Source organism: Humitalea sp. 24SJ18S-53 (genome assembly GCF_050632385.1).
GTDB lineage: Bacteria > Pseudomonadota > Alphaproteobacteria > Acetobacterales > Acetobacteraceae > Humitalea.
This window is the reverse complement of record NZ_CP192599.1, coordinates 2,108,777-2,132,400: the sequence shown is the minus strand read 5'-3', so window position 1 is coordinate 2,132,400 and position 23,624 is coordinate 2,108,777. Positions and strand designations below refer to the sequence as shown.

The following is a 23,624-nucleotide window of genomic DNA, read 5'->3' as shown; positions in this document are numbered from 1 at the left end:
ACCACGCCGAGTGGCGGTTTCCAGCGTCTTGTCGGGCGCCCGCTACGGCGGGATGGGTTAGGGTCACACATGGCTTCTGCTTTCGCGCCGCTCCGGCACCCCGCGTTCCGCATGCTCTGGTGGGCGAATCTCGCGGCCAATACCGGCGCCTGGGTACAAAACACCGGTGCCGGCTGGATGATGACCTCGATCGACCCGTCGCCGCTGATGGTATCGCTGGTCCAGGCGTCGTCGCTGCTGCCTGTGTTCCTGCTGGCGCTGCCGGCCGGGGCGCTGGCCGATATCCTGGACCGGCGGAAATTCCTGATCGCGGCGCAGGCCTGGATGCTGCTGGTGTCGCTGATCCTCTGCGCCATGACCTGGGCGGGGGTGCTCGGCCCCTGGGGGTTGCTGGCGCTGACCTTTGCGGTCGGCGCGGGCACGGCGATGACCTTTCCGGGCTGGGCCGCGACCACGCCCGAACTGGTGCCGCGGCACGACCTGGTGCAGGCGATCGCGCTGAACGGCATGGGCTTCAACATGGCGCGGTCGATCGGGCCGGCGCTGGGCGGCTTTGTCATCGGCTGGTTTGGCACCGCCGCGTCCTTCGCGGTCAATGCGGTCTGCGCGGCGCTTCTGCTGATCGCCCTGCTGTTCTGGCGGCGCGAGCCGGAGGAAGCCGCGCGCACCCTGCCCTCCGAACACTTCCTGTCGGCGATGCGCGCCGGTGTGCGCTTTGTCGCGGCATCGCCGCTGCTGAAGGCGACCATCCTGCGTGCCGTCGCGTTCTTCTTCTTCGGCGCGGCGATGTGGGGGCTCTTGCCACTGCTCGTGCGAGAGCAACTGAAGCTGGGCCCGGAATCCTTCGGCTTGATGCTGACGGCAATGGGGGTCGGTGCGGTCGGCGGTGGCTTCGCCATGCCCTGGATGCGGACCAAGGCCAATCGCAGCCAGATCGTGGTGATCGGGGCGATGGTGTCCAGCGTGTCGCTGGCGCTGCTGGGGCTGTCGTTCCATTGGGTGCCGGCCGCTGTCGGCATGTTCGGCTATGGCGTGGCCTGGATCGTGGTCGCCAGCACCTTGCAGGCCTCGGCGCAATTCGCCTCGCCTGGCTGGGTGCGGGCGCGGGCGATCGGCATCTATCAATTGTCCTTCTTCGGCGCGATGGCGGCGGGGTCCACCCTGGCCGGCTGGGCGGGACGGGAGTTCGGGCTGACTGCGACGCTCTGCGCGGCAGGGGCTTTCAGCGCCATCGCATCTTGGGCCGTGCGGAAGGCACCGCTGGAGGCCGCGGCCATTGCCGCCCCCGCGTCCAGCCCCGAACAACCTCGCCCCGATGCGCCGGCGCCTGAACTGGCGTCCCTGCTGCACGGCGATTCCGGCCGGGTACTGGAGGTCGTGCGCTACACCGTCGCCCCCGCCGATCGGGGCCGTTTCCTGGCCGCGATGAAGGATTGCCGCCGGGTGCGCCTGCGCGGCGGCGCCATCACCTGGCGACTGTATGAGGACGTGGCCCACCCCGAACGCTGGGTCGAGTTGTGGGCGATGGAAAACTGGGTCGACCACCTGCGCGAAACCGGCCGCATGACGACCGAGGACAATGCCGCCCTGGTGCGCGCCGCCGCGTTCCAAACCGGCGACGGCCCCCCCGAGGCCGCGCGCTACCTGAACGTCATGAAGTAGCCGCTTCGAGGGTCACGATCTCCGTCCCTTCCTCCACGCTGTCGCCGGCGACGCAGCCGATGTGCGTGACAGTGCCATCGACGGGGGCGGTGATGCGCAGTTCGGTCTTCATCGCCTCGATGACAGCCAGGACTTGGCCACGGGTGACGGTATCGCCGACCCCGACGTTGATCGCGGCGACGCGGCCGGGGATGGGCGCGGACAGGCGGCCCCCGGCGGCGGCGGCGGCCGGTGGGGGCGCGGTCGGGTCGGTGAAGGCGAAGGCATGGGTCACGCCATCCAGCAAGACCCTGTCGGCCTCGACAAAGGCGCGGAACATTGCGTCCCCCCACGTGACCAGCAGCGCGCCGTCATCCAGCCGGCGGGCCGATAGCGGGGCGCCGGCATAGGTCCAGGCGGCGCCATGCGCGCGGGTCAGGGAAACGGGATGGCGGTCCACGACCATGCGCAGGCTGGCGGGGGCGTGCAGGCGAAAACCATCGGCACGGGACCAGGGGTCATCGCCCGCCGCGCGCGGCAGCCGGGCCGCGATGGCGGCGGCCAGCGCGCGGGGTGGGGTGAAGGGCGCCGGCAGAAGTTTTTCCGCGTGGCGGGCGATGAAGCCGGTATCCAGGTCGGCCGCCGCCAGGGCGGGTTCGGCCACCAGTCGGCGGAGGAAATCGAGGTTGGTCGCCGGCCCGGCCACGCGCGCCTCGGCCAGTGCCGCGTGCAGCCGCGCCAGGGCAGCGTCCCGCGTCGGGCCGTAGGCGACGATCTTGGCGATCATGCTGTCGTAGAAGGGGGTGACCGCGTCGCCTTCGCGCACGCCCGTTTCGATCCGCAGATCGACGGCAGCGTCAGGCATGGCGAAGCGGGTCAGGCGGCCGGTCGAGGGACGCCAGTCCTCGGTCGGATCTTCGGCGCAGAGGCGCACCTCGATGGCATGGCCCTGGGGCGCCGGGGGCCAGGACACGGGCAGCGGTTCCCCAGCGGCGACACGCAACTGCCATTCGACCAGATCCAGGCCGAGGACCATTTCCGTGACCGGGTGTTCGACCTGAAGGCGGGTGTTCATTTCGAGGAAGGAGGCCTCCTCCCCCTCCACCACGAATTCCACCGTGCCGGCGTTGATGTAGCCCGCAGCCTGAGCGGCGGCGACGGCGCTGGCCTCCAGACGAAGAATCATGCCGGGTGGCAGGCTGGGCGCGGGGGCTTCTTCCAGCACCTTCTGATGGCGGCGTTGGATCGAACAGTCGCGGGTGGAGAGGGCGACCACCCTGCCCTGCGTGTCGCCAAACACCTGCACCTCGACGTGGCGTGGGCGTTGCAGCCAGCGTTCCAGCAGCACGCGGTCGTCGCCAAAGGCGGCGGCGGATTCACGTCGGGCGGCGGCGAGCGCCGTTACGAATTCGCCGGCTTCCGTCACGCCGCGCATGCCCCGCCCGCCGCCGCCGGCGGTGGCCTTGATCAGCAGCGGAAAGCCGATGCGGGCCGCTTCGTCGACCAGGCGCGCGTCGGTCTGATCCTCGCCATGGTAGCCAGGCAGGATCGGTGCCCCGGCCAGGGCCGCCAGGGTTTTGGCCGCCGCCTTGCTGCCCATGGCGCGGATGGCGGAGGCCGGGGGGCCGACGAACAGGATGCCGGCGGCGGCGCAGGCTTCGGCGAAATCGGCGTTTTCCGACAGGAAGCCGTAGCCGGGGTGGATCGCCTGGGCGCCGGTGCGGCGCGCGGCATCCAGGATGACGTCGCCGCGCAGGTAGGACTCCCGGGCGGGCGAGGCGCCGATCGGCACAGCCTCATCCGCCATCGCCACATGTAGCGCGTTGCGGTCGGCATCGCTGAACACCGCGATGCTGCGGATGCCCATGCGGCGCGCGGTGCGGATGATGCGGCAGGCGATTTCGCCGCGGTTGGCGATCAGCAAGGAAGCGATCACATCCGGAACAGTCCAAAGCGCGTTTCGGGGATCGGCGCCTGCAAGGCCGCGGCAAAGGCCAGGCCCAGCACGTCGCGCGTATCGGCGGGCGCGATGATGCCGTCATCCCAAAGGCGCGCGGTCGCGTGGTAGGGATCGCCCTCGGTTTCGTATTTGCGGGCGATCGGGGCCTTGAAGGCGGCTTCTTCCTCGGGCGCCCAGGTGCCGCCCTTGGCTTCGATATTGTCGCGCCGCAGGGTCGCCATGACGGCGGCGGCCTGTTCGCCGCCCATGACGCTGATCCGGCTGTTCGGCCAGGTGAAGAGGAAGCGCGGCGAATAGGCGCGGCCGCACATGCCATAGTTGCCCGCCCCGAAACTGCCGCCGATCAGTACGGTGATCTTTGGCACGGCTGTGGTGGCGACGGCGGTGACGAGTTTCGCGCCATCCTTGGCGATGCCGCCGGTTTCGTATTTGCGCCCGACCATGAAGCCCGAGATGTTTTGCAGGAACAGCAAGGGCACGCGCCGTTGGCTGCACAATTCAACGAAATGTGCGCCCTTTTCGGCCGATTCCGAAAACAGGATTCCGTTATTGGCGATGATGCCGACGCGGATGCCGTGGATATGCGCGAAACCGCAGACCAGGGTGGTGCCGTAGCGCTGCTTGAATTCGTCGAAGTCGCTGCCGTCCACGATGCGGGCGATGACGTCGCGTACGTCATAGGGGGTGCGGACATCTTCGGGGATCAGGCCGTCGAGTTCGGCCGGGTCATACAACGGCGGGCGCGAGGCGATGCGTTCGACAGCAGGCTGCGGCGGAAAGGTCGCGACGATGCGGCGGACGCGGCCGAGGGCGTCCAAATCATCGAGCGCAAAATGATCGGCGACGCCGGACAGGCGGGTGTGGACATCGGCGCCGCCGAGGTCCTCGGCCGTCACGATCTCCCCCGTCGCGGCCTTCACCAGCGGCGGGCCGGCCAGGAAGATCGTGCCCTGGTCTTTGACGATGACCGCCTCGTCACACATCGCCGGCACATAGGCGCCGCCTGCGGTGCAGGAACCGAGCACGGCCGCGACCTGCGGGATGCCCGCGGCCGACATATTCGCCTGGTTGAAGAAGATACGGCCGAAATGGTCGCGGTCGGGAAAAATCTCGTCCTGGTTCGGCAGGTTGGCGCCGCCGCTGTCCACGAGATAGATGCAGGGTAGCCGGTTTTGCGCGGCGATCTCCTGCGCCCGCAGGTGCTTTTTCACGGTCAGCGGGTAGTAGGACCCACCCTTCACCGTCGCATCATTGGCGACGATGACGCAGACGCGGCCGGCGACGCGCCCCAGGCCGGTGATCATCCCCGCACCCGGGACCTCATTGCCATACATCCCGTAAGCGGCGAGTGGTGAAAGTTCGAGAAAGGGCGCGCCCGGATCGAGCAGCGATTCCACGCGATCGCGCGGCAGCAGTTTTTTCCGCGCGACATGGCGATCGCGTGACGACGCCGGCCCGCCCAAGGCGGCGGTGGCGGCGCGTTCGCGCAAGGTCGCGACCAGCGCCCGCATATGCGCGGCGCGTGCCAAAAATTCCGGGGCGCGCGTATCGGTCATGCGGATTCGCGGAACAATTCGCGACCGATCAGCAGGCGGCGGATTTCGCTGGTGCCAGCGCCGATCTCATACAACTTCGCGTCGCGCAGCAGGCGACTGGTGGGATAGTCGTTGATGTAGCCATTCCCCCCTAGAATCTGGATCGCGTCGAGCGAGGCTTTCGTCGCGGCCTCGGCAGCAAAGAGGATCGCGCCCGCCGCATCCTTGCGCGTGGTCTTGCCCGCATCGCAGGCCCGCGCCACGGCATAGACGTAAGCGCGCGCTGCGTTCAACGCGGTGTACATATCCGCGACCTTGCCCTGGATGAATTGGAACTCCCCGATCGCCTGACCGAATTGCTTGCGTTCGTGGATGTAGGGCATGACCACGTCGAGGCAGGCCTGCAGGATGCCGAGCGGTCCGGCCGCCAGCACCGCGCGTTCATAGTCCAGCCCCGACATCAGCACCCGCACGCCACCGTTCAGCGCGCCGAGGATGTTCTCCTCCGGCACCTCGCAATCCGTGAAAACCAACTCACTGGTCGGCGATCCGCGCATCCCCATCTTGTCGAGCTTCTGGGCGGCGGAAAAACCCGGGAAGTCGCGTTCGACGATGAAGGCCGTGATGCCCTTGGGGCCTTCGGCGGGATCGGTCTTAGCATAGACGATGATCGTCTCGGCGTAATGCGCGTTGGTGATCCACATCTTTGTGCCATTCAGTACCCAGCGGTCGCCACGCTTCTCGGCCCGCAGTTTCATCGACACGACATCGCTGCCGGCGCCGGGTTCGCTCATCGCAAGCGCCCCCAGATGTTCGCCGCTGATGAGTTTCGGCAGGTAGCGCGCGCGCTGCGCGGGGGTGCCGTTGCGCTCGATCTGGTTGACGCAGAGGTTGCTATGCGCGCCATAGGACAGGCCGACCGAGGCCGAGGCCCGGCTGACCTCCTCCATCGCCACGCAATGCGCCAAATATCCCATGCCGCTGCCGCCGCGATCCTCGGCGACGGTGATCCCGTGCAGGCCAAGGGCGCCCATTTCGGGCCAGAGGTAGCGTGGGAATTCATCCGACCGGTCGATTTCGGCCGCGATGGGCGCGACGCGCGTGGCGGAGAAGCCGCGCACCGTTTCGCGCAGCATGTCCACATCCTCGCCCAGCATGTGGTCGAGTTGTGGGAAGGTGGAATTCTGCAGCATGGTCAGGCGCCTCCCGGCCCTGTGTTGTCGCGCGCGGCCAGGGTGGCGCGCAAGACGCCACGCATCACCTTGCCCGTCGCGGTCATCGGCAGGTCGGTGACAAAAACCACCTCCCGCGGGTAGGCATGGGCCGCGACGCGGCGGCGGACGTGGTCCTGGATCGCGGCGGCCAGGGCGGGGTCGGGCGAAAAACCCGGCTTTGGCACGATGACGGCGGTGACCCTTTCCGTCCGCAGCGGGTCCGGCACGCCGACCACGGCGGCCATGGCGACGGCGGGATGGCGCAGCAGGCTGTCCTCGATCTCGCCTGGCCCGATGCGGTAGCCGGCCGAGGTGATCACATCATCGTCGCGGCCGATGAAGAAGATGTTGCCCTGCGCGTCCATCCGCCCGCGATCGCCGGTCAGCAGCCAATCGCCCTGGTATTTTGCCGCGGTCGCGGCCGGATTGTTCCAGTAGCCGAGGAACATGACCGGATCGGGCGCGCGCACGGCGATGGCGCCCTCGGTGTCGGTGACCGGCTGGCCGGCGGGGTCCAGGATCGCCACGGTATGCCCCGGCACCGCGCGGCCCATGCTGCCCGGCACGGGCGGGAACAGTGAGGCGCAGCCGCTGACCACCAAATTGCATTCGGTCTGCCCATAGAATTCGTTGATCGGCACGCCAAAGGTCGCGCGGCCCCAGTCCAGCATCGCCGTGCCCAAGGATTCCCCGCCTGAGCCGATGCTGCGCGGCCGGGCGCCGAAGCGGGCGGCATCCGGGACCGTCGCCAGCATCTTCAGCGCCGTCGGCGGCAGGAAGGTGTTGCGCACGCCGTGCCTCGCCATCAGGGTCAGGGCGGATTCCGGATCGAACTTTTGCATCCGATGCGCCAGCACCGGCACGCCGTGGAACAGCGACGGCAGCAGCACGTCCAACAGCCCGCCGATCCAGGCCCAATCGGCCGGGGTCCACATCAGGTCGCCCGGCTTGGGGAAGAAATCATGCGGCCAGGCGACACCCGGCAGGTGCCCGCGCAGGACCCGGTGCCCGTGCAGCGCGCCCTTGGGGTTCCCGGTGGTGCCACTGGTGTAGATGATCAGCGCCGGGTCGTCCGGACCGGTCGCGGCCATCGCATGGCTGTCGCTGGCGCGTGCGGTTTCGGCGGCGAGGTCGAGCGCCCCTGCCCCGCCGCCCAGCGCCAGCACGCAGCGCAGCCCGAGGCCGGCGGTCTTCTCTGCCCCTTCCGTATCCGTGATCAGTGCCACAGCCCCACTGTCGCGCAAGCGAAAAGCCAAGGCATCCGGGCCGAACAGCACGAAAAGCGGCACGGCGATCGCGCCCATGCGATACGCCGCCAAGTGTGCCACGGCGGTTTCAGGGCCCTGCGGCAGCAGCACCGCCACGCGGTCGCCGGCGACGACGCCATATGCCAGTAAGGTATTGGCCAGGCGGGCCGAGGCGGCGCGCAGGCGGTCGAAGGACCAGGTCTCGACCCGGCCATCGGCGTGCAGATGGTGGATGGCGGCGCGGCCGGAGCCATCGGCCCAGCGGTCGCAGGCTTCCTCGGCCATGTTGCAACGGGCGGGGATGTCCCACGTCATGGCGCGGGCCGCTGGTCCTCGATGACGCGGCCGTCGTTCGGCAGGCTGCCGGGGGGCACGATTTCGACGGTGCCGCGCAGCTTGGTGGCATCGGCCAGGGCGGCGGCCAGCGCGTCGGCCACGGTTGTGTCGGTGGCTTCGGCACGCAGCAACATCACGTCCCGCGTCCCGTCCAGACTGATGATCAGCCGGGCGCGGGCGACGCTGGGCACGGCGCGCAGCGCGGCGGCGACCTGTTCCGGCCGCACGAACATGCCGCGTACCTTGGCCGCTTGGTCGGCGCGTCCCATCCAGCCGCGCAGCCGCATGTTGGTGCGGCCGCAAGGCGATTGGCCCGGCAGGACGGCTGAGAGGTCGCCAGTGGCAAAGCGCACCAAAGGCCAGGCGGTGGTGGCGGACAAGGTGGTGACCAACACTTCCCCGACTTCGCCATCCGGCACCACATCGCCGGTCCCGGGACGCACGATCTCGACGATCACGCCGTCATCGACCACCAGGCCGTCATTGGCCTCGGTTTCATAGGCGATCACGCCGGCATCGGCACTGGCGTAGGATTGTCGCACGGTCAGACCGCGCGCGGCGTAGAAGGCGCGCAAAGCCGGCAGATAGGCACCGCCGGAGACATGGCCCAGGCGTAGCGACGACACGTCCAGCCCGAGTTCATCGGCCTTTTCCAGAATGGCCTTGAGGAAATCCGGCGTCCCAGAATAGGCCACAGGACGAAGTGCGGCCATCGCCCGCGCCTGCTGGTCCGTATTGCCCGTGCCGGCCGGAAACACCGGGCAGCCGAGCGCATGGGCCCCACCCTCCAGCATGAAACCCGCCGGCGTAAAATGGTAGGCGAAGCAGTTGTGCAGCAGATCCCCTGCCCGCAGCCCCGTCGCGTGCAGCGCGCGGGCGAAGCGGAAGGGGTCCGGGCCAAAACCACTGCCCTCGACAATCGGGCCCGGCGAGACAAAGACCCGCGCGTAACCACCCATCGGCACAGGGTTCATGCCGCCAAAGGGCGGCGCGGCGGCCTGGGCCGCGATCAGGTCGGCCTTGCGGCTGACAGGCAGGCTGGCAAGCGGGCCATCCGGCAGATCGCGATACGCCGCTGCCCGCCGCGCATGCGCCAATGCGAGCGGCAGTTCGCGGAAAATGTCGGTGGCGCGTTGATCGGCGCTGCGGAACTCCGCGCTCACAGCCAACGCTTCCGGCGCTTGAAGGATTTCAGGTTGCGGAAGGATTTGCGCTCCGCGCCATGGCCGCCGAGGTAGAATTCCTTCACGTCCTCATTGTCGGCCAGCGCCGCCGCGGGTCCATCCAGCACCACCTTGCCTTGCTCCATCACATAGCCATAGGACGCGACGGACAATGCCATGCGGGCATTCTGTTCGACCAGCAGGATGGTGACGCCCAGGTCCTGGTTGATCTTCTTGATGATGCCAAAAACCTCCTTCACCAGCAGCGGCGACAGGCCCATCGAGGGTTCGTCCATCAGGATCAGCTTGGGCCGTGCCATCAGCGCGCGCCCGATGGCGAGCATCTGCTGTTCGCCGCCGGACAAATAGCCCGCCAGGCCCGTGCGTTCCTTCAGGCGAGGGAAATAGTCGTAGACGCGATCGATGTCCGACCCGACCTCCCGATCGCTGCGGGTGAAGGCGCCGAGGCGCAGGTTTTCCAGCGCCGTCATATCGGCGATGATGCGGCGGCCCTCCATCACCTGGAAGATGCCGCGACGCACGATCCGATGGGGATCGATGCCGTCGATGCGTTCGCCGGCAAAGCGGACTTCGCCGCGCGTGACCTCGCCATCCTCGGTCTTCAACAGGCCGGAGATGGCTTTGAGCGTGGTCGATTTCCCCGCGCCATTTGCGCCGAGCAGGGCGACGATCTCGCCCTGCGGCACGTTCAGCGACAAGCCGCGCAGCACCAGGATGACATCGCTGTAGACCACCTCGATGTTGTTCACCTCAAGCAGGGGCTGCGCGGCACTCATCACATCACCAGCCGAGCCAGTCGCGGCGCCGGTCGAGTTCGATGACTGTGACCGGCTCCAGTTTCATCGTGCCATTGTCCATCAGCTCGCCGACAGACCCCTGCGAGGTATTGCCGTTGACGACCGCACGATAGAGCGCCACCCGCATCGTGCCGCGATGATCCTCGGCCGTGAAGGTCGATGGGTTGCACAAGCCGGCAAATCCCTCGGGCACCCAGTTCTGACGAGCGTAGAAGCCGTCGCGGATACGTTCGCCGGTGATCGCCCCGCGATTCTGGGCCGCGGTCTCCATCGCCTCCACCATCAGCATCGCCGCGCACATGCCGGACAGGTAGTGCACCGTGCGATAGGCGTTCGGATCGGTCGTGCGGCTGATTGCCTGCGCCGTCACCATGCCTGGCGCCGCCTGGCCCCAGACGACGCCGGTGCGGACCGGGAAGACCACGCCATTCGCCGCGGTGCCCGCGGCCTTCATCGCGTTCTCGTCCATGCCCCAGACATTGCCCAGGAACTGCACCTGCACGCCGGCCGTCTGGCAGGATCGCAGCACCGACAGGTTCGATCCCGCCGTATTGCCGAGGTAGGCGTAGTTGGCCCCCTGGTTGCGCAGGGTCAGGCATTGCGCGGTGTAGTCGCCCGGCGTCAGCGCGAACTGGATGGCGGGCAGCACGTCGAAGCCGAGGTCTCGCGCCAGGCTTTCACCGGCTTCCTTGGGCGAATTCGGATAGGGGTGGTTGGCACCCATATGGACGTATTTCGGCCGCCCGCCACGGCCGCTGCGGTCCCAATCCTGCTTGGCCCATTGCAGCATCCCGCGCAGCGCGTCGCTGTAGGATGGGCCGTAGAAGAAGTTGTACGGCGTCGCCTCGACACCCTGCCGCCCGCTGCGCCCGGCCGCATCGGTCAGCGCGGCGGAGTAGGAGCCGGAAATATATGGGATGCGATCGCGCGTGACGAAGCGGGTCAGCGCTTCGGTATCCGCAGTGCCCCAGCCCTGGATCGCGACGACGCGATCGCGCGACCAGGCCTGATACTGGCTGACCGCGCGCGGCGCGGCGTAGCCGTAGTCGAAGCCCAACACGTTCAGCGGACGCCCGGCAACGCCACGCCGGGTCGCATTCACCCAGGCGAGCGTGTCCTGCACGCCCTGGCCATAGGGCAGGCCGACATCCGATGTGGCGCCGGAATTGTCCATCAGGTGCCCGACCGGGATCGGCTGGGCCGCCAATGGCCCGGCGACACATGCCACCATGGCGGCCAGCAGGAAGGTCTTTTTCATTCTTGGTTTCCTCCTTCGTCGTCTCAGTGCGAATAGGGATAGAGTTTCCAATACGCCTTGATCAGGCGCCATCGATGCGCGAGCCCATTGGGTTCGAACACCAGGAACAGGATGATCGCCGCGCCCACGGCCATTTCCCGCAGGAAGGAGATGTTCGCGCCGAGCTTGATCGCGCGATCGAGGGAACTGCCGGCGAGTTGATCGGCCAGCGCCTGCACCACCTCCGGCAACAGCACCATGAAGGCGGCCCCCATCAGGCTGCCCATCACGCTGCCGAGGCCCCCGATGATGACCATCCCCAAGAACTGGATGGAGAAGAGGATGTTGAAAGCCTCGACCGACACGAACAACAGGTAATGCGCGTAAAGTGCACCGCCAATGCCGGCGTAGAAGGAGGAGATCGCGAAGGACAGGGTGCGGTAATAGGCGAGGTTGATGCCCATGACCTCCGCCGACAGGTAGTGGTCCCGCACCGCCACCAGCGCCCGCCCATCGCGCGTGCGCATGAGGTTTGCGGCACCGAGGAACATCACCACGACGAAGGCGAGCACGATGTAGAAATACGTCTCCTCCCGATCGAAGACGAAGCCGGCGATGGTGACGCTTTCGGTCATGCGCCCGGCGACACCGCCGGTGAACCAGCGGGCACGTGCAAAAAAGTCCTCCAGGATGAACTGGGCCGCCAGGGTGGCGATGGCGAGATACAGCCCCTTCAACCTCGCGGCCGGCAGGCCAAAGACCAGCCCCACGACAGCCGTCCCCAGCCCCGCCAAGGGGATGCACATGATGATCGGCACGTGCAGGGATTCATGCAGCCAGGCCGACAGAAACGCACCAAAACCGAAGAAGGCCGCGTGGCCGATGCTGATCTGTCCCGTAAAGCCCACCAGGATGTTCAGCCCCAGCGCCGCGATCCCCAGGAAGCCGATGTTGATCATCAGCCCCAACTCATACCGCCCAAACGCCAGCGGTGCGGCGCAGGCCAGCGCAATGCCGGCCAGCATCGCGAGACGGCTGTTCCGCGTGGGGAATACCGTCATGTCGGCGGCGTAGGAGGTGCGGTAGTCGCCCGCCGGCCGAAGTTCAGACACGTTCGATGTTCTTCGTGCCGAACAGGCCATAGGGCTTGATCAGCAGGATCAGCACCAGCGCGTAGAAGGGCGCGATCTGGGTCATGTTGCCCCAGTGCAGGAATTCGCTGTCCACCCATTGCGCCAGGTTTTCCAGCACGCCGACGATCAGCCCGCCCAGTACAGCGCCCACGATGGAATCCAGCCCGCCCAGGATGACCGCCGGAAAAACCTTGATCCCGTAGAAGGACAGCGCCGAGGACACCCCGTTCACCACCCCCACCACCACCCCCGCGACCGAGGACACCACGGCCGAAATCGCCCAGGACATGGCGAAGACTTTTGGTACGGATACGCCAAGCGACTGCGCCACCTGCTGGTCAAACGCCGTCGCCCGCATCGCCAGCCCGTGCTTGCTATAGGTGAAGAACCACCAGAACCCGGCCATGATGAACAGCGAAACAGCGAGCGACAGCAGGTAGACCGGCTGCACGTGCAGCCCCATCACATCGATCCGCTCCGCCTCGAAGATCGGCGGAAAGGGTTTAGCAAAAACCCCAAAGATCCACTTCATCAGCGCCTGGAAGAAGATCGACAGCCCGACCGTGGCCATGATGACGCTGATGACCGGCTCCCCGATCAGCGGCCGCAGCACGACAACCTGCAGGATGATGCCGAACAGGGTCATGAAGGCCATGGTGACCAGGAACCCCGCCCAGAAGGGGATCGGATATTCCGTCAGCAGCCACCAGCACACCCAGGCGCCGACGAGCAGAAACTCGCCCTGGGCAAAGTTCACCACCTGCGACGCCTTGTAGATCAGCACGAAACTCATCGCGACCACGCCATAGAGCGCGCCGACGATCAGGCCGTTCAGCAGCAGCGGGAAGACCAGGGTGAAATCCATCGACGCCTCCTCAGGCCGCCAGGGGTGAGGCGACGGTCAGGCTCGTCCGTACCCGTTGCTTCGTGCCGTCCTGGAATTGGATCACCGTGTCCACGGGGATCGACGCATCGCCGCGATAGATCGCATCGATGATCTCGCCATACTTCTGATTGATGACGCCGCGGCGGACTTTTCGCGTGCGGGTCAATTCGTCATCGTCGGCGTCCAACTCCTTATAGAGCAGGACGAAATCACGGATGCGCTGTGGTTCCGGCAGGGTCGCGTTCACCTTCACCACCTCCTCCTTCAACAATTCCAGCACCTGCGGCCGGGATGCCAGGTCGCTGTAGGTGGTGAAGGCGATCCGGTTGCGTTCGGCCCATTTGCCGACGATCTGGAAGCGAATGCAGACCAGCGCGGTCAGGTAGGGGCGCGCATCGCCCAGCACCACCGCCTCGGCGACGAAGGGGCTGAACTTCAGCTTGTTCTCGATGAACTGCGGGCTGAAGCGCTCGCCGCCGCTGGTGGTCGCGATATCCTTGATGCGGTCGATGACGACCAACTGGCTGTCCTTGTCGAAGTACCCGGCATCCCCGGTATGCAGCCAGCCGTCCCGCAGGTCCGGCGTCTCCGCGACGTTGAGGTAGCCGCGGAACATATTGGGATGGCGGGTTACGATCTCTCCCACGCCGTGGCGGTCGGGATCGTCGATGCGCAATTCGACTTCCGGCCCCATCGGCACGCCGACCGTGTCGAAATTCACCGCACCGGCGCGATGCAGGGTATAGGCCCCCAGCAATTCGGTCTGGCCGTAGAGCTGCCGCAGCGGCACGCCCATCGCCTGGAAAAAGCGGAAGGTGTCCGGCCCCAAAGCAGCGCCGCCTGTCGCGGCCGACACCAGGCGTGAAAACCCCAGCCGATCACGCAGCGCGCGGAACAGCAGCACATCCGCCAACCACGACCGCTTGCCCTGCGCCAGCGCCGCCAGGCCGAGCTTCATGCCCCAGTCGAACATCCGCCGCTTCAACGGGCTGGCATCCATGACCTTGGCCCGCACCTCGGCGGCCAGGCTTTCCCAGACGCGCGGGGCGAAGAGCACGAAATGCGGCCCGATCTCGCGGAAATCGGCCATCATCGTCTCGGGCTCCTCGACGAAATTGACCCGCATGCGCGCGACCAGGCCAAAGCCCAGAACGTAGATCTGCTCCATGATCCAGGGCAGCGGCAGGACCGAGACGTAATCCTCGCTCGGCCCCCGCGGGTCGAAGCGCAGGTACATCTCCACATGCCGGATCAGGCTGGCCGCCGGCAGCATCGCCAATTTTGGGCGCGCCGTGGTGCCGGATGTCGTGCAGAGGATCGCGGTCTCCTCGCCGTCGCCGGCTTCCAGCAACTGCTGGTAGAGGCCGGTATCGGCGGCGTGGAGCGCCTCGCCCTCCTCCAGCATCTCCGCCAGTGGGCGTAGCCGCCTGTCCTCGTATTTCCGCATGCCACGCGAATCGCCGTAGATGATGTGGCGCAGCAGCGGCAGGCGGTCGGCCACGTTCAGAAGCTTGTCGACCTGCTCCTCGTCCTCGGCCAGCACGATCGTGGCCTTGGCGAATTCCAGCAGGTAATGGACCTCATCCTCCAACACGTCGCGATACAGGCCGAGCGATCGTGCGCCGACGGCATTGGCCGCGACCTCTCCCATCACCCAATCCGGCCGGTTGTCGCCGATCAGCCCGACGACATCGCCATCGCCCACGCCCATCGCGTGCAGCCCGAGCGCCATGTTCCGCGTGCGGTCCTGCACCTGGCTCCAGGTCATCGCCGTCCAGATGCCGAAGCGCTTTTCGCGCATCGCCGTTTCGGCGCCATGCTCCTTCGCGTTGCGCGCGAGGATCTTTGGCAGGGTGTCGGCGATCACGCCTCCACCTCCTCGCCCAGATAGGCGCTGCGCACGCGCGGATGGGCCATTACCTCGTCGGGCGTGCCTTCGGCGATCTTCCTGCCGAAATCCAGCACCATCACCCGCGTGGAAATATCCATCACCACGCCCATGTCGTGCTCGATCATCAGCACGGTCATGCCCCATTCCTCGTTTAGGTCGACGATGAAGCGGGCCATGTCCTCCTTTTCTTCCAGGTTCATCCCGGCCATGGGTTCATCCAGAAGGATCAGCTTGGGCTGCAGCGCCATGGCGCGTGCCAGTTCCACCCGCTTGCGCAAACCGTAGGACAGCGTGCCGGCGGGCGCCTTGCGCACGTGCTGGATCTCCAGGAAATCAATGATCTCCTCCACATGGCGCCGATGCGCGATCTCTTCCTTCTGGGCGCCGCCGATCCACCACAGCATGCCCTGCAACACGCCAGATTTCAGCAGGTGGTGGCGGCCGACCATGATGTTGTCCAACACGCTCATGTGCCCGAACAGCGCCAGGTTCTGGAAAGTGCGGCCGATGCCGAGCGCCGCGCGCTTGTTGGTCGGCACACGGGTGATGTCCTGGCCCTGCCAGATCACCCGCCCCTCCGTCGGGCGATAGCGGCCGGAGACGCAGTTCACCATCGAGGTCTTACCCGCGCCATTCGGCCCGATGATGGAAAAGATCTCGCCGCGCTTTACCGAGAAGGACACATCGCTCAGCGCCCGCACCCCGCCGAAGCGGAGCGACACGTTTTCGGCGGCCAGTATCGGCTCGTCCTGCGCCACGCTGCGCTCCCTCGGATTGTTCTCCCGCCGCCATGATGGGGCTGCCATGCGCCAACCGCAACGGCTGCTGTTGACCAGGGGTGGTGGTGCGTGGCGTTCTGCCCGGATGAACATCGTCATCCTGACCGGCGCCGGCATCAGCCAGGAATCCGGCATTGCCACCTTCCGTGACGCCGATGGGCTGTGGAACAAGATGCGGGTCGAGGATGTGGCGACGCCGGAGGCCTTTGCCCGCGACCCGGCACTGGTGCATGGCTTCTACAACGCCCGCCGCGCCCAACTGCCCAGCGTCATGCCCAATGCCGCGCATCTGGCCCTGGCCGACCTCGATGCCCGCTGGCAAGGTGGGCTGCTGCTGGTCACGCAGAACGTGGATGATCTGCACGCCCGCGCCGGCAGCCGCCGCATGGTGGCGATGCATGGCGCGCTGCGCCGCGCCCGCTGCCAGGCTTGCGACGCCGTGCAGGACTGGGACGCCGACCTGTCCACCGCCACCCCCTGCCCCGCCTGCGGCGCCGTCGGCGGGATGCGGCCGCACATCGTCTGGTTCGGCGAAATGCCGATGGGCATGGACCAGATCGAGACGGCGCTGGCGGCCTGCGACCTCTTCGTCTCGATCGGCACCTCGGGCAATGTCTATCCCGCCGCGGGCTTCGTCGCCGGCGTGCGCGGCCGTGCCCGTACCCTGGAATTGAACCTGGAACGCTCGGCCGGCACCCGGCTGTTCGACGAGGCGCGCCACGGCCCGGCCACATCGCTGGTCCCGGCCTGGGTCGCCGAGGTGCTGGCGGGGTGACGCTGGACGAAGCGGCCGCCGCCGCGCGCGCCTGCGCGATCTGTGCCGCGCATCTGCCGCTCGGCCCGCGGCCCATCTTGCAGGTCGGCGCCGGGGCGCGGCTGCTGATCACCTCCCAGGCGCCGGGCACCAAGGCGCATATCTCCGGCATCCCCTTCGAGGATCCTTCGGGCGAACGGCTGCGCGACTGGCTCGGGCTGGATCGGTCGGTATTCTACGACACCAGCCGCGTCGCGATCCTGCCGACCGGGATGTGCTATCCTGGGCGACTGCCGAAGGGGGGCGATGCACCGCCGCGGCCGGAATGCGCCCCGACCTGGCACCCTGTGATCATGCCCTTGCTGGACTCGGTGCGGCTGCGCCTGTTGGTCGGCGGCTATGCGATCCGCCTGGTGCTTGGCCCTCGCACGCGGCTGGAAGACGCCGTGCGCAACCATGCCGCCTATCGGGAAGAAGGCCTGTTTCCCCTGCCGCACCCCTCCTGGCGCACCATCGGCTGGGCCCAGCGCAACCCGTGGTTCGAGGCCGAGGTCCTGCCCGCGCTACGCGCCGAAGTGGCACAGATCCTCGGCTAGGGCCGCGATCACACTGGCCCAGTCGTCCGGTGCCGGTTGGCGGAACAGCCGCGCGGTCGGGTACCAGGGGCTGTCCCGGCGTTCCAACTGCCAACGCCAGTCCACACCCCTGAACGGCAGCAGGATCCACACCGGTTTGCCCATCGCGCCGGCCAGATGGGCAATGGCGGTATCCACGGTGATGACTAGGTCCATCGCCGCGACAAGGCTGGCGGTATCGGCGAAATCGCGCAGTTCCTCGCCAAAATGCCGGTCCGCCAGATGCGCTGCGACCCAAGCCGCGTCGTCGGGCCGCAGGTCGCGTTGCAGGCTGAAGACCGTGCCCGCCACCCCCAGCAGAGGCGCCAGCATCGCCGCCGGTAGCGACCTCCGCGAATCGTTGCGATGCGCCGCATTGCCCGACCAGGCCAGCCCGATGCGCGGCCGCCCACCAGCAACCGGCCGGGGCGCGGCGGTCAGGTAGGGCACGGCGGCCGGAATAGTGGCCTCGGTGGTGCCAAAGGCGCGCGGCAGGCTCATCAAAGGGCACTGCACATCGAAGGGAGGTAGGGGATCGCCCCGCGCCACCACCGTCCCAAGCCCGGACAGCAGGCGGACAAGGGGCGGCTGCACCTCCAGCACCACCCGCGCCCCACGGGCCGCGACCAGGGGCACGTAGCGGCAGAATTGCAGCGTGTCGCCAAACCCCTGTTCGGCATTCAGCAGGATGGTACGGCCGGCGATATCCTCGCCACGCCAGGGCGGCGTGTCGCGGGCCAGGCCCTTATGGGCACCGCTGCGCCAGCGCGCCTCAAACCCCTCCCAGCCGCGCTGCCAGTCGCCCCGCATGAGGCGCAGCAGGCCGTCGTTGAAGCGGGTTTCACCGTCGTTGGGGCGGATCGCCAGCGAACGGGCGAAACTGATGGCGGCTTCGGGAAGGCGCTGCATGTCGACCAGCAGGCTGCCGCGGTTGTTCAACGCCTGGGCGTAGTCGGGCTTATGGGCGATGGCCTGGTCGTAGCCGGCCAGGGCCGCATCGGCCTGGCCCAGATCGGCCAGGGCATTGGCGCGGTTGTAGAGGGTGCGCGCATGCCCGGGGCGCAGCGCCAGGGCGGCGTCGAAAGCCGCCAGCGCATCGGCGGGGCGGGCCAGTCCCGCCAGCGCCAGGCCGCGGCTGGCCAGCGCCTCGGCGGTGGGCGTGGCGCGGTCCAGGATCGTCAGGGCCTCGGCGAAGCGTCCGAGTTCGGCCAGCAGCCGACCCTGTTCGGCCAGCAGTGCCTCCCCCGGCACGGCCTCCAGCGCCGCCAGCGCCTCCGCCGGGCGGCCCAGGAGCCCGAGCGCGGTCGCGTGGTTGGCCCGTGCTTCCGCATCCGCGGGGTCGCGCCGCAGCGCATCGGCCAGCAGGGCCTCGGCCTCAGCCACACGCCCGCGCTGGAGTTCCAGCGCACCCAGCAAGGCCATCGCGCGCGCATGACCCGGATCGCGCGCCAGGACATCGCGGTACAGCGCCGCCGCCTCGGCCAGGCGCCCCTGGCGATGGGCCGCGATGGCGCGCGTCAGGCCCCGCATGCCGTCGGGCGGCGCTATTCGCCGCTTTCGAGCCGGCCGATTTCCTCATCGGAAAAGCCGAAATGGTGGCCGATCTCATGGATCAGCACGTTGCGGACCAGGCGGAACAGATCCTCGCCGGTTTCGACCCACTCGACCAGGATCGGCTCGCGATACAGAATGATCGCATCCGGCTGCATCGGTACGTCGCCGAAGGATTTTTCGGTCAGCGGCGTGCCGCGATACAGCCCGGTCAATTCCCAGGGGTGTTCCAGCCCCATCTCGACCAGGGTCTCGTCGTCCGGCACCTCCTCGACCAGGATCGCGGTGCCGCGCACGTGGTGGCGCAATTCCGCCGGAATGGCGCCAAGCGCGCGCTCGGCCAGTTCCAGGAGGTCGTCGAGCGAGGGGGGGGTTGTGTACTGCATGCCCGCATCGGCCCCGATGGGGGCCGCCGGGTCAATGGGCAACTGCGTGACGGAGGCTTCCATGCTCGAAAAACTCTCCCCGGCCGACCGTGCAACCCTGGCGACCCGCCTGCCGCAGTGGCGCCTTCTGGACAACAAGGACGCGATCCACCGCTCCTGGCGCTTCGCCGATTTCTCCGAGGCTTTTGGCTTCATGGCGCGCGTCGCCCTGTTGGCCGAGGCGCAGGACCACCATCCGGACTGGTCGAACGTGTACAACCGGGTGGAGATCACCCTGACCACGCATGACGCCGGCGGGCTGTCGGCCCGGGATCTGCGCCTGGCCGAGGCGATCGACCGGATTTCGGCCGCGTGAGCCGACGGGTTCATCTCATCACCCATCCCGACGTGCTGATCGACCCCGCCGTGCCGGTGCCGGACTGGGGCCTGTCGCCACGCGGCGTTCTGCGCACGCAGGCCATGCTGGCCAGACCCTGGGTCGAGGGCATCGGCGCTGTCTTCAGCAGCGCGGAACGCAAGGCGACACAGACCGCCGGGATCCTCGCGATGCACCTCGGCCTGCCGGTCGGGATCGACGCGGGCCTCGGCGAAAACGACCGCTCCGCCACGGGCTACCTGCCCAAGGTCGAGTTCGAGGCGATGGCCGATGCCTTCTTCGCCCGCCCCGGGGAACAGGTCAGCGGCTGGGAAGCGGCCCTGGCCGCGCAGGCACGGATGCTGGCGGCGGTGGACCGCGTGCTGCTGGCGGTGCCGCCCGGTGGCGATGTCGCGATCATCGCCCATGGCGGGGTCGGAACCCTGTTGCTGTGCCACCTGCGTGGGGTCGCGATCAGCCGCGCCCTGGACCAGCCGGGCACCGGCGGCGGCAATCGCTTCGTGTTCACCGACCCGGGGCGGCTGGTTCTGTCGGCATGGCAGCCGATCGAAACCTGACGCGGCCGGTGTCGCCTGCCTTGGAAGCCGCCGCGCTCATTCCCATGTCAGGTCGTTCGGAAGCCGGGTGAATCGGAACGCGACAATGGCAAGCGGCTGGGCCCCGGACGGGGCGGTACAGGACCAGATCCACGATACCGTCATGGACGGCGTCCTGCGCGCCCGCGCCCGGATGCCGACCGGTGAGGGCGAGACCCATTGCACGGAATGCGGCGAAGAAATCCCCGAAGCCCGTCGCCGTGCCCTGCCCGGCGTCCGGACCTGCGTCACCTGTCAGTCCGCGCGCGACCGTCGCCCGGCGAATTTCGGGTTCAACCGGCGGGGCAGCAAGGATAGCCAGCTCAAGTAGGCGTCTCCGGCCACCCCGCCATCGCCCGCACCTCGGCCGGGCTATGCCCCGCCTCGCGCAGCGCCGCCAGGCTCAGCGCCCCGTCGCGCTTGGCCAGGCGCCGCCCCGTCGCGTCGGCCAGCAGGCCGTGATGCGCGTAATCCGGCACAGGCCAGCCCATCAGCGCCTGCAACAGCCGGTGCAGGTCGGTCGCGGGCAACAGGTCCTCGGCCCGCGTGACCAGCGTCACGCCCTGCAGCGCGTCATCATGCGTCACGCAAAGGTGGTAGGACGCCCCCAACCCCTTCCGCGCCAGCACCACGTCGCCAAAGCGCGCGGGGTCGCAGCGCAGCCGGCCGCGCCCCGCTTCGTTGAAGCAGAGCGGCCCCGGCACCCCGGCCATCGCGCGCGCCACATCCAGCCGCCAGGCATGCGGCAGGGCCAGCCGCGCCGCGCGCTCGGCGGTCGTCGGGTTGCGGCAGGTTCCGGGGTAGAGCGGCCCCTCGCCCCCCTGCGGCGCGCCGGCCGCCTGGGCGATGTCCGCACGGGTGCAGGTGCAGGGATAGGCGAGGCCGCGGTCGATCAGCCGGTCCAGCACCGCCTGGTACTCGGCCAGGTGTTCCGACTGCACCCGGACCTCGCCATCCCAGTCCAGGCCCAGCCAGGCCAGGTCGCGCAGGATCGCCACGGTAAAGGCGGGGCGACAGCGTTGCGTGTCGATATCCTCGATCCGCAGCAGGAAGCGCCCGCCGGCGGCGCGCGCCGCCGTCCAGGCATGCAATGCCGCATGGGCATGGCCCAGATGCAGCAGCCCGGTCGGGCTCGGGGCGAAGCGGGTGCAAAGGGTCATGTTGCGGGACAGCCTGACCCGCGTTAGCGGAACAGCACCAGAGGGGATTTTTGGACCGATGCCGACACTCGACGGACCACGCTGGGGCCCCAAGGAGGGCGCCGCCGAACATCTCGTGCTTTTGCTGCATGGGGTGGGCGCCGACGGGAACGACCTGATTGACCTGGCCCCGGGCTGGGCCGCGGCCGCGCCCAAGGCGCGTTTCTGGTCACCGCACGCCCCCGCGCCCTACGACATGGGCGGCGGCGGCTTCGGCCGGCAATGGTTCAGCCTGGCCGATCGCAGCCCGGCGATGATGGCCGCGGGGCTGGCCGCCATCGCCCCCGTGATCGATGCGGCCATCGCCGAGGAATGCGCCGCCATGGGCATCCCGGAAACCCATGTGGCACTGTTCGGCTTCAGCCAGGGCGCGATGACGGCGCTGTCCTGCGGCCTGCGCCGCGCGATCCCGCCGGCGGCGATCCTGGCCTATTCCGGCGCCCTGCGCGATGCGGGCACGCTGGCGACCACGATCCGCGCCCGCCCCCCCGTGCTGCTGGTGCATGGCGAGGATGACGAGGTGGTGCCCGCGGCCGCCTCCCGCGCCGCCGAGGCGGCGCTGCGCGCGGCGGGCGTACCAGTCGAGGCGATGTTCTGCCCGCGACTCGGCCATGGCATCGACCAGGCCGGGATCTCGCGCGGCGGGCTGTTCCTGCAGCGTGCCTTTGCGTTGCTGGACGCCGCAGAAGCGTGAGGGCCTGACCAAGGCCCCCACGGCTCCGCCCAGACCTGCATCGTCCCTTGCGCGCGCTGCCCGGCGTTGACGTATGTGTCGTCGCCCATGCCCCATCAGCCCGTTCGCATAGGCGCTGATGTTGGAAACCCCGATATCGTCGCCGAAGACAACGAGGATGTTGGGCTTGCGGCCTGCCGCCGCTGCTGCGCGCTTCGTCCTGGTGGCACCAGGCCGCTGGCGCCGGCACCCGTATCTCCTGACCTCGTCCCGCTTCCTTCCCCAGACTGCCATGGGCATGAGCGGCGTAGATCGCGGTGCGCGCCCTGGTGGAATGTAGCCAGGACGAACGAGCCGAATCGGCCAGCACGCGCCCGACTTGTCCATGACAACAACCACCCGGAATGCCGCCCGGCGGAATGTTCCCAAGGCGTGGCTTTCCCCTGCTGGAATCGGCCGCTCCGTGACGGCCTAGTGAAACCCCGCATACGCCCGGTTGACCACGGCGCGCGGGCGCTGGCATGTAGTCTCCAGATCACGGCGGCACCACCATTCTTGGGGCCTTTCCGCCGGTCAGGCCCCACGGCGTGTGGTTCGCTGCCGCTTCACTGCGGTGGATGGAGCAACCCTTGCCCGACGGCGGAACAGCTCTTGGCGTGCAAGCCTTTGGTGGCCAGGCCTATCCGGCCTTGGTGCTGAACGCGGATTTTCGGCCACTCTCGTATTTCCCGCTGTCGGTCTGGTCCTGGCAGGACGCGGTCAAGGCGGTCTGGCTCGACCGTGTGTCGGTGCTGAACGAATACGATACGGCGGTGCATTCGCCGCGCATGACGATGCGACTACCCAGCGTTATCGCGCTGAAGGATTATATCCCTTCGGCCCGGCGCCCGGCGTTTACGCGGTTCAACGTGTTCCTGCGGGATGAATTCGCCTGCCAGTATTGCGGCGACGAACGTGCGGCGCCCGATCTGACCTTCGACCATGTGATCCCGCGCAGCCGCGGCGGGCGCACGACGTGGGAAAACGTCGTGACCGCCTGCGGACCCTGCAACCTGCGCAAGGGGTCGATGCTGCCGAAAGAATGCCGCATGCACCCGCGCCAGTCGCCGCGGCAGCCCACCTCCTGGGAATTGCAGGACAATGGGCGGTCCTTCCCGCCCAATTACCTGCACCAGTCCTGGCGCGACTACCTGTACTGGGACAGCGAGTTGGAAAGCTGACTATCGCCCCTGGACGGTAACGCCGTGGCCGCCGATGGAAATCTCCAGCGCCGGCTTCTGGCGTTCCTGGTACAGCGCGTAGCCGCCACCGATCACGAGCACGCACAGCGCCCCGATGGCCACGTAAAGCATGTTGCGGTTCATCATGGGCTTCGACCTCGACAGCCGGCGCGCCGGTTCCGGCACCACGCCGGACCTCATGGGAAAACGCCGCGCGCGCGGACATGCCGGTCTGAATGCCGCCGCCCCGCCACGGGTTGCATGTCGCGTCAAAAAATTTCCCGGACGGCAATCGCACCGCCCGACTTTACTGACGCCGCGAACCCAGGACCAAGATCACGACTTTTGGTTGAACCATCTCGGTGACACGATTATTATCACATTAATCACCTGTGGGAGGGTGCGGTGGACGGGACGTCCAAACCGTCGACAGACA

General features: G+C 68.0%; 23 protein-coding genes. 8 read left to right on the top strand and 15 right to left on the bottom strand.

Translation table 11 applies throughout. The features are described from left to right. Nucleotides 1–111: 111 nt before the first annotated feature. Complete coding sequence (locus ACQW02_RS10340; RefSeq protein WP_431285160.1) at nt 112–1,662, top strand: MFS transporter; 1,551 nt, start codon at nt 112–114, stop codon at nt 1,660–1,662. Here the strand turns inward: ACQW02_RS10340 and ACQW02_RS10335 are convergent. From ACQW02_RS10335 to ACQW02_RS10285, 11 genes are read right to left on the bottom strand one after another with little or no spacing between them, the layout of a single operon-like run. Beyond that, nucleotides 1,652–3,577 (bottom strand): acetyl/propionyl/methylcrotonyl-CoA carboxylase subunit alpha, encoded by a 1,926-nt coding sequence (locus tag ACQW02_RS10335; protein ID WP_431285159.1) that lies wholly within the window; start codon nt 3,575–3,577, stop codon nt 1,652–1,654. The two genes, ACQW02_RS10340 and ACQW02_RS10335, sit on opposite strands and share 11 nt — an antisense overlap. After that, nucleotides 3,574–5,157, bottom strand: coding sequence for a carboxyl transferase domain-containing protein (locus ACQW02_RS10330; RefSeq protein WP_431285158.1), 1,584 nt, complete (start codon nt 5,155–5,157; stop codon nt 3,574–3,576). The genes ACQW02_RS10335 and ACQW02_RS10330 overlap by 4 nt, the downstream gene beginning before the upstream one ends. Continuing rightward, nucleotides 5,154–6,329 carry an isovaleryl-CoA dehydrogenase gene (locus tag ACQW02_RS10325; RefSeq protein ID WP_431285157.1) on the bottom strand — a complete coding sequence of 392 codons (1,176 nt, stop codon included), beginning with the start codon at nt 6,327–6,329 and terminating at the stop codon, nt 5,154–5,156. The genes ACQW02_RS10330 and ACQW02_RS10325 overlap by 4 nt, the downstream gene beginning before the upstream one ends. Before the next feature lie 2 nt (nt 6,330–6,331). Continuing rightward, complete coding sequence (locus tag ACQW02_RS10320; RefSeq protein WP_431285156.1) at nt 6,332–7,912, bottom strand: acyl-CoA synthetase; 1,581 nt, start codon at nt 7,910–7,912, stop codon at nt 6,332–6,334. After that, entirely contained in the window at nt 7,909–9,096 is a 1,188-nt protein-coding gene (locus ACQW02_RS10315; protein ID WP_431285155.1) for a phenylacetate--CoA ligase family protein, read from the bottom strand. Before ACQW02_RS10315 ends, ACQW02_RS10320 begins: the two co-directional genes overlap by 4 nt. Further along, nucleotides 9,093–9,893 (bottom strand): ABC transporter ATP-binding protein, encoded by an 801-nt coding sequence (locus ACQW02_RS10310; RefSeq protein ID WP_431285154.1) that lies wholly within the window; start codon nt 9,891–9,893, stop codon nt 9,093–9,095. The genes ACQW02_RS10315 and ACQW02_RS10310 overlap by 4 nt, the downstream gene beginning before the upstream one ends. A gap of 4 nt (nt 9,894–9,897) precedes the next feature. After that, the gene (locus ACQW02_RS10305) at nt 9,898–11,172 is read right to left on the bottom strand and encodes an ABC transporter substrate-binding protein (protein ID WP_431285153.1); all 1,275 of its coding nucleotides are present in this window, start codon (nt 11,170–11,172) and stop codon (nt 9,898–9,900) included. Between the two features lie 23 nt (nt 11,173–11,195). Beyond that, nucleotides 11,196–12,263 carry a branched-chain amino acid ABC transporter permease gene (locus ACQW02_RS10300; RefSeq protein WP_431285152.1) on the bottom strand — a complete coding sequence of 356 codons (1,068 nt, stop codon included), beginning with the start codon at nt 12,261–12,263 and terminating at the stop codon, nt 11,196–11,198. Then, the gene (locus tag ACQW02_RS10295) at nt 12,256–13,149 is read right to left on the bottom strand and encodes a branched-chain amino acid ABC transporter permease (protein WP_431285151.1); all 894 of its coding nucleotides are present in this window, start codon (nt 13,147–13,149) and stop codon (nt 12,256–12,258) included. Before ACQW02_RS10295 ends, ACQW02_RS10300 begins: the two co-directional genes overlap by 8 nt. Before the next feature lie 10 nt (nt 13,150–13,159). Continuing rightward, complete coding sequence (locus ACQW02_RS10290; RefSeq protein WP_431285150.1) at nt 13,160–15,037, bottom strand: AMP-binding protein; 1,878 nt, start codon at nt 15,035–15,037, stop codon at nt 13,160–13,162. Next, nucleotides 15,034–15,819 carry an ABC transporter ATP-binding protein gene (locus tag ACQW02_RS10285; protein ID WP_431285149.1) on the bottom strand — a complete coding sequence of 262 codons (786 nt, stop codon included), beginning with the start codon at nt 15,817–15,819 and terminating at the stop codon, nt 15,034–15,036. The genes ACQW02_RS10290 and ACQW02_RS10285 overlap by 4 nt, the downstream gene beginning before the upstream one ends. A gap of 106 nt (nt 15,820–15,925) precedes the next feature. Between ACQW02_RS10285 and ACQW02_RS10280 the strand changes: the two genes are divergently transcribed. Continuing rightward, a complete protein-coding gene (locus ACQW02_RS10280; RefSeq protein ID WP_431285148.1) occupies nt 15,926–16,615 on the top strand; it encodes an NAD-dependent deacylase in 690 nt (229 codons plus the stop codon). Beyond that, complete coding sequence (locus tag ACQW02_RS10275; protein ID WP_431285147.1) at nt 16,612–17,190, top strand: uracil-DNA glycosylase family protein; 579 nt, start codon at nt 16,612–16,614, stop codon at nt 17,188–17,190. Before ACQW02_RS10280 ends, ACQW02_RS10275 begins: the two co-directional genes overlap by 4 nt. Here the strand turns inward: ACQW02_RS10275 and ACQW02_RS10270 are convergent. Beyond that, entirely contained in the window at nt 17,158–18,738 is a 1,581-nt protein-coding gene (locus tag ACQW02_RS10270) for a tetratricopeptide repeat protein (protein WP_431285146.1), read from the bottom strand. The two genes, ACQW02_RS10275 and ACQW02_RS10270, sit on opposite strands and share 33 nt — an antisense overlap. Nucleotides 18,739–18,752: 14 nt before the next feature. Then, on the bottom strand, nt 18,753–19,208 hold the full coding sequence (locus ACQW02_RS10265) for a metallopeptidase family protein (protein ID WP_431285145.1): 456 nt from the start codon (nt 19,206–19,208) through the stop codon (nt 18,753–18,755). Between ACQW02_RS10265 and ACQW02_RS10260 the strand changes: the two genes are divergently transcribed. The 3 genes from ACQW02_RS10260 to ACQW02_RS10250 all read left to right on the top strand — a co-directional run bounded on the left by ACQW02_RS10260 (nt 19,207) and on the right by ACQW02_RS10250 (nt 20,427). Continuing rightward, a complete protein-coding gene (locus tag ACQW02_RS10260; protein WP_431285144.1) occupies nt 19,207–19,500 on the top strand; it encodes a 4a-hydroxytetrahydrobiopterin dehydratase in 294 nt (97 codons plus the stop codon). The two genes, ACQW02_RS10265 and ACQW02_RS10260, sit on opposite strands and share 2 nt — an antisense overlap. Continuing rightward, on the top strand, nt 19,497–20,078 hold the full coding sequence (locus ACQW02_RS10255; RefSeq protein WP_431285143.1) for a histidine phosphatase family protein: 582 nt from the start codon (nt 19,497–19,499) through the stop codon (nt 20,076–20,078). The genes ACQW02_RS10260 and ACQW02_RS10255 overlap by 4 nt, the downstream gene beginning before the upstream one ends. 85 nt (nt 20,079–20,163) lie before the next feature. Continuing rightward, nucleotides 20,164–20,427, top strand: coding sequence for a DksA/TraR family C4-type zinc finger protein (locus ACQW02_RS10250; protein ID WP_431285142.1), 264 nt, complete (start codon nt 20,164–20,166; stop codon nt 20,425–20,427). Here the strand turns inward: ACQW02_RS10250 and gluQRS are convergent. Next, on the bottom strand, nt 20,420–21,256 hold the full coding sequence (gene gluQRS / locus ACQW02_RS10245; RefSeq protein WP_431285141.1) for a tRNA glutamyl-Q(34) synthetase GluQRS: 837 nt from the start codon (nt 21,254–21,256) through the stop codon (nt 20,420–20,422). The genes ACQW02_RS10250 and gluQRS overlap by 8 nt on opposite strands. A 58-nt stretch (nt 21,257–21,314) precedes the next feature. Here gluQRS and ACQW02_RS10240 point away from each other — a divergent pair, with 58 nt between their 5' ends. Together ACQW02_RS10240 and ACQW02_RS10235 are read left to right on the top strand one after the other, a co-directional pair. After that, nucleotides 21,315–21,989, top strand: coding sequence for an alpha/beta hydrolase (locus ACQW02_RS10240; RefSeq protein WP_431285140.1), 675 nt, complete (start codon nt 21,315–21,317; stop codon nt 21,987–21,989). Nucleotides 21,990–22,597: 608 nt separating this feature from the next. Further along, a complete protein-coding gene (locus ACQW02_RS10235; RefSeq protein WP_431285139.1) occupies nt 22,598–23,188 on the top strand; it encodes an HNH endonuclease in 591 nt (196 codons plus the stop codon). Here the strand turns inward: ACQW02_RS10235 and ACQW02_RS10230 are convergent, their stop codons facing one another. Beyond that, nucleotides 23,189–23,320, bottom strand: coding sequence for a hypothetical protein (locus ACQW02_RS10230; RefSeq protein WP_431285138.1), 132 nt, complete (start codon nt 23,318–23,320; stop codon nt 23,189–23,191). It lies immediately after the preceding gene. Between the last annotated feature and the right edge of the window lie 304 nt (nt 23,321–23,624).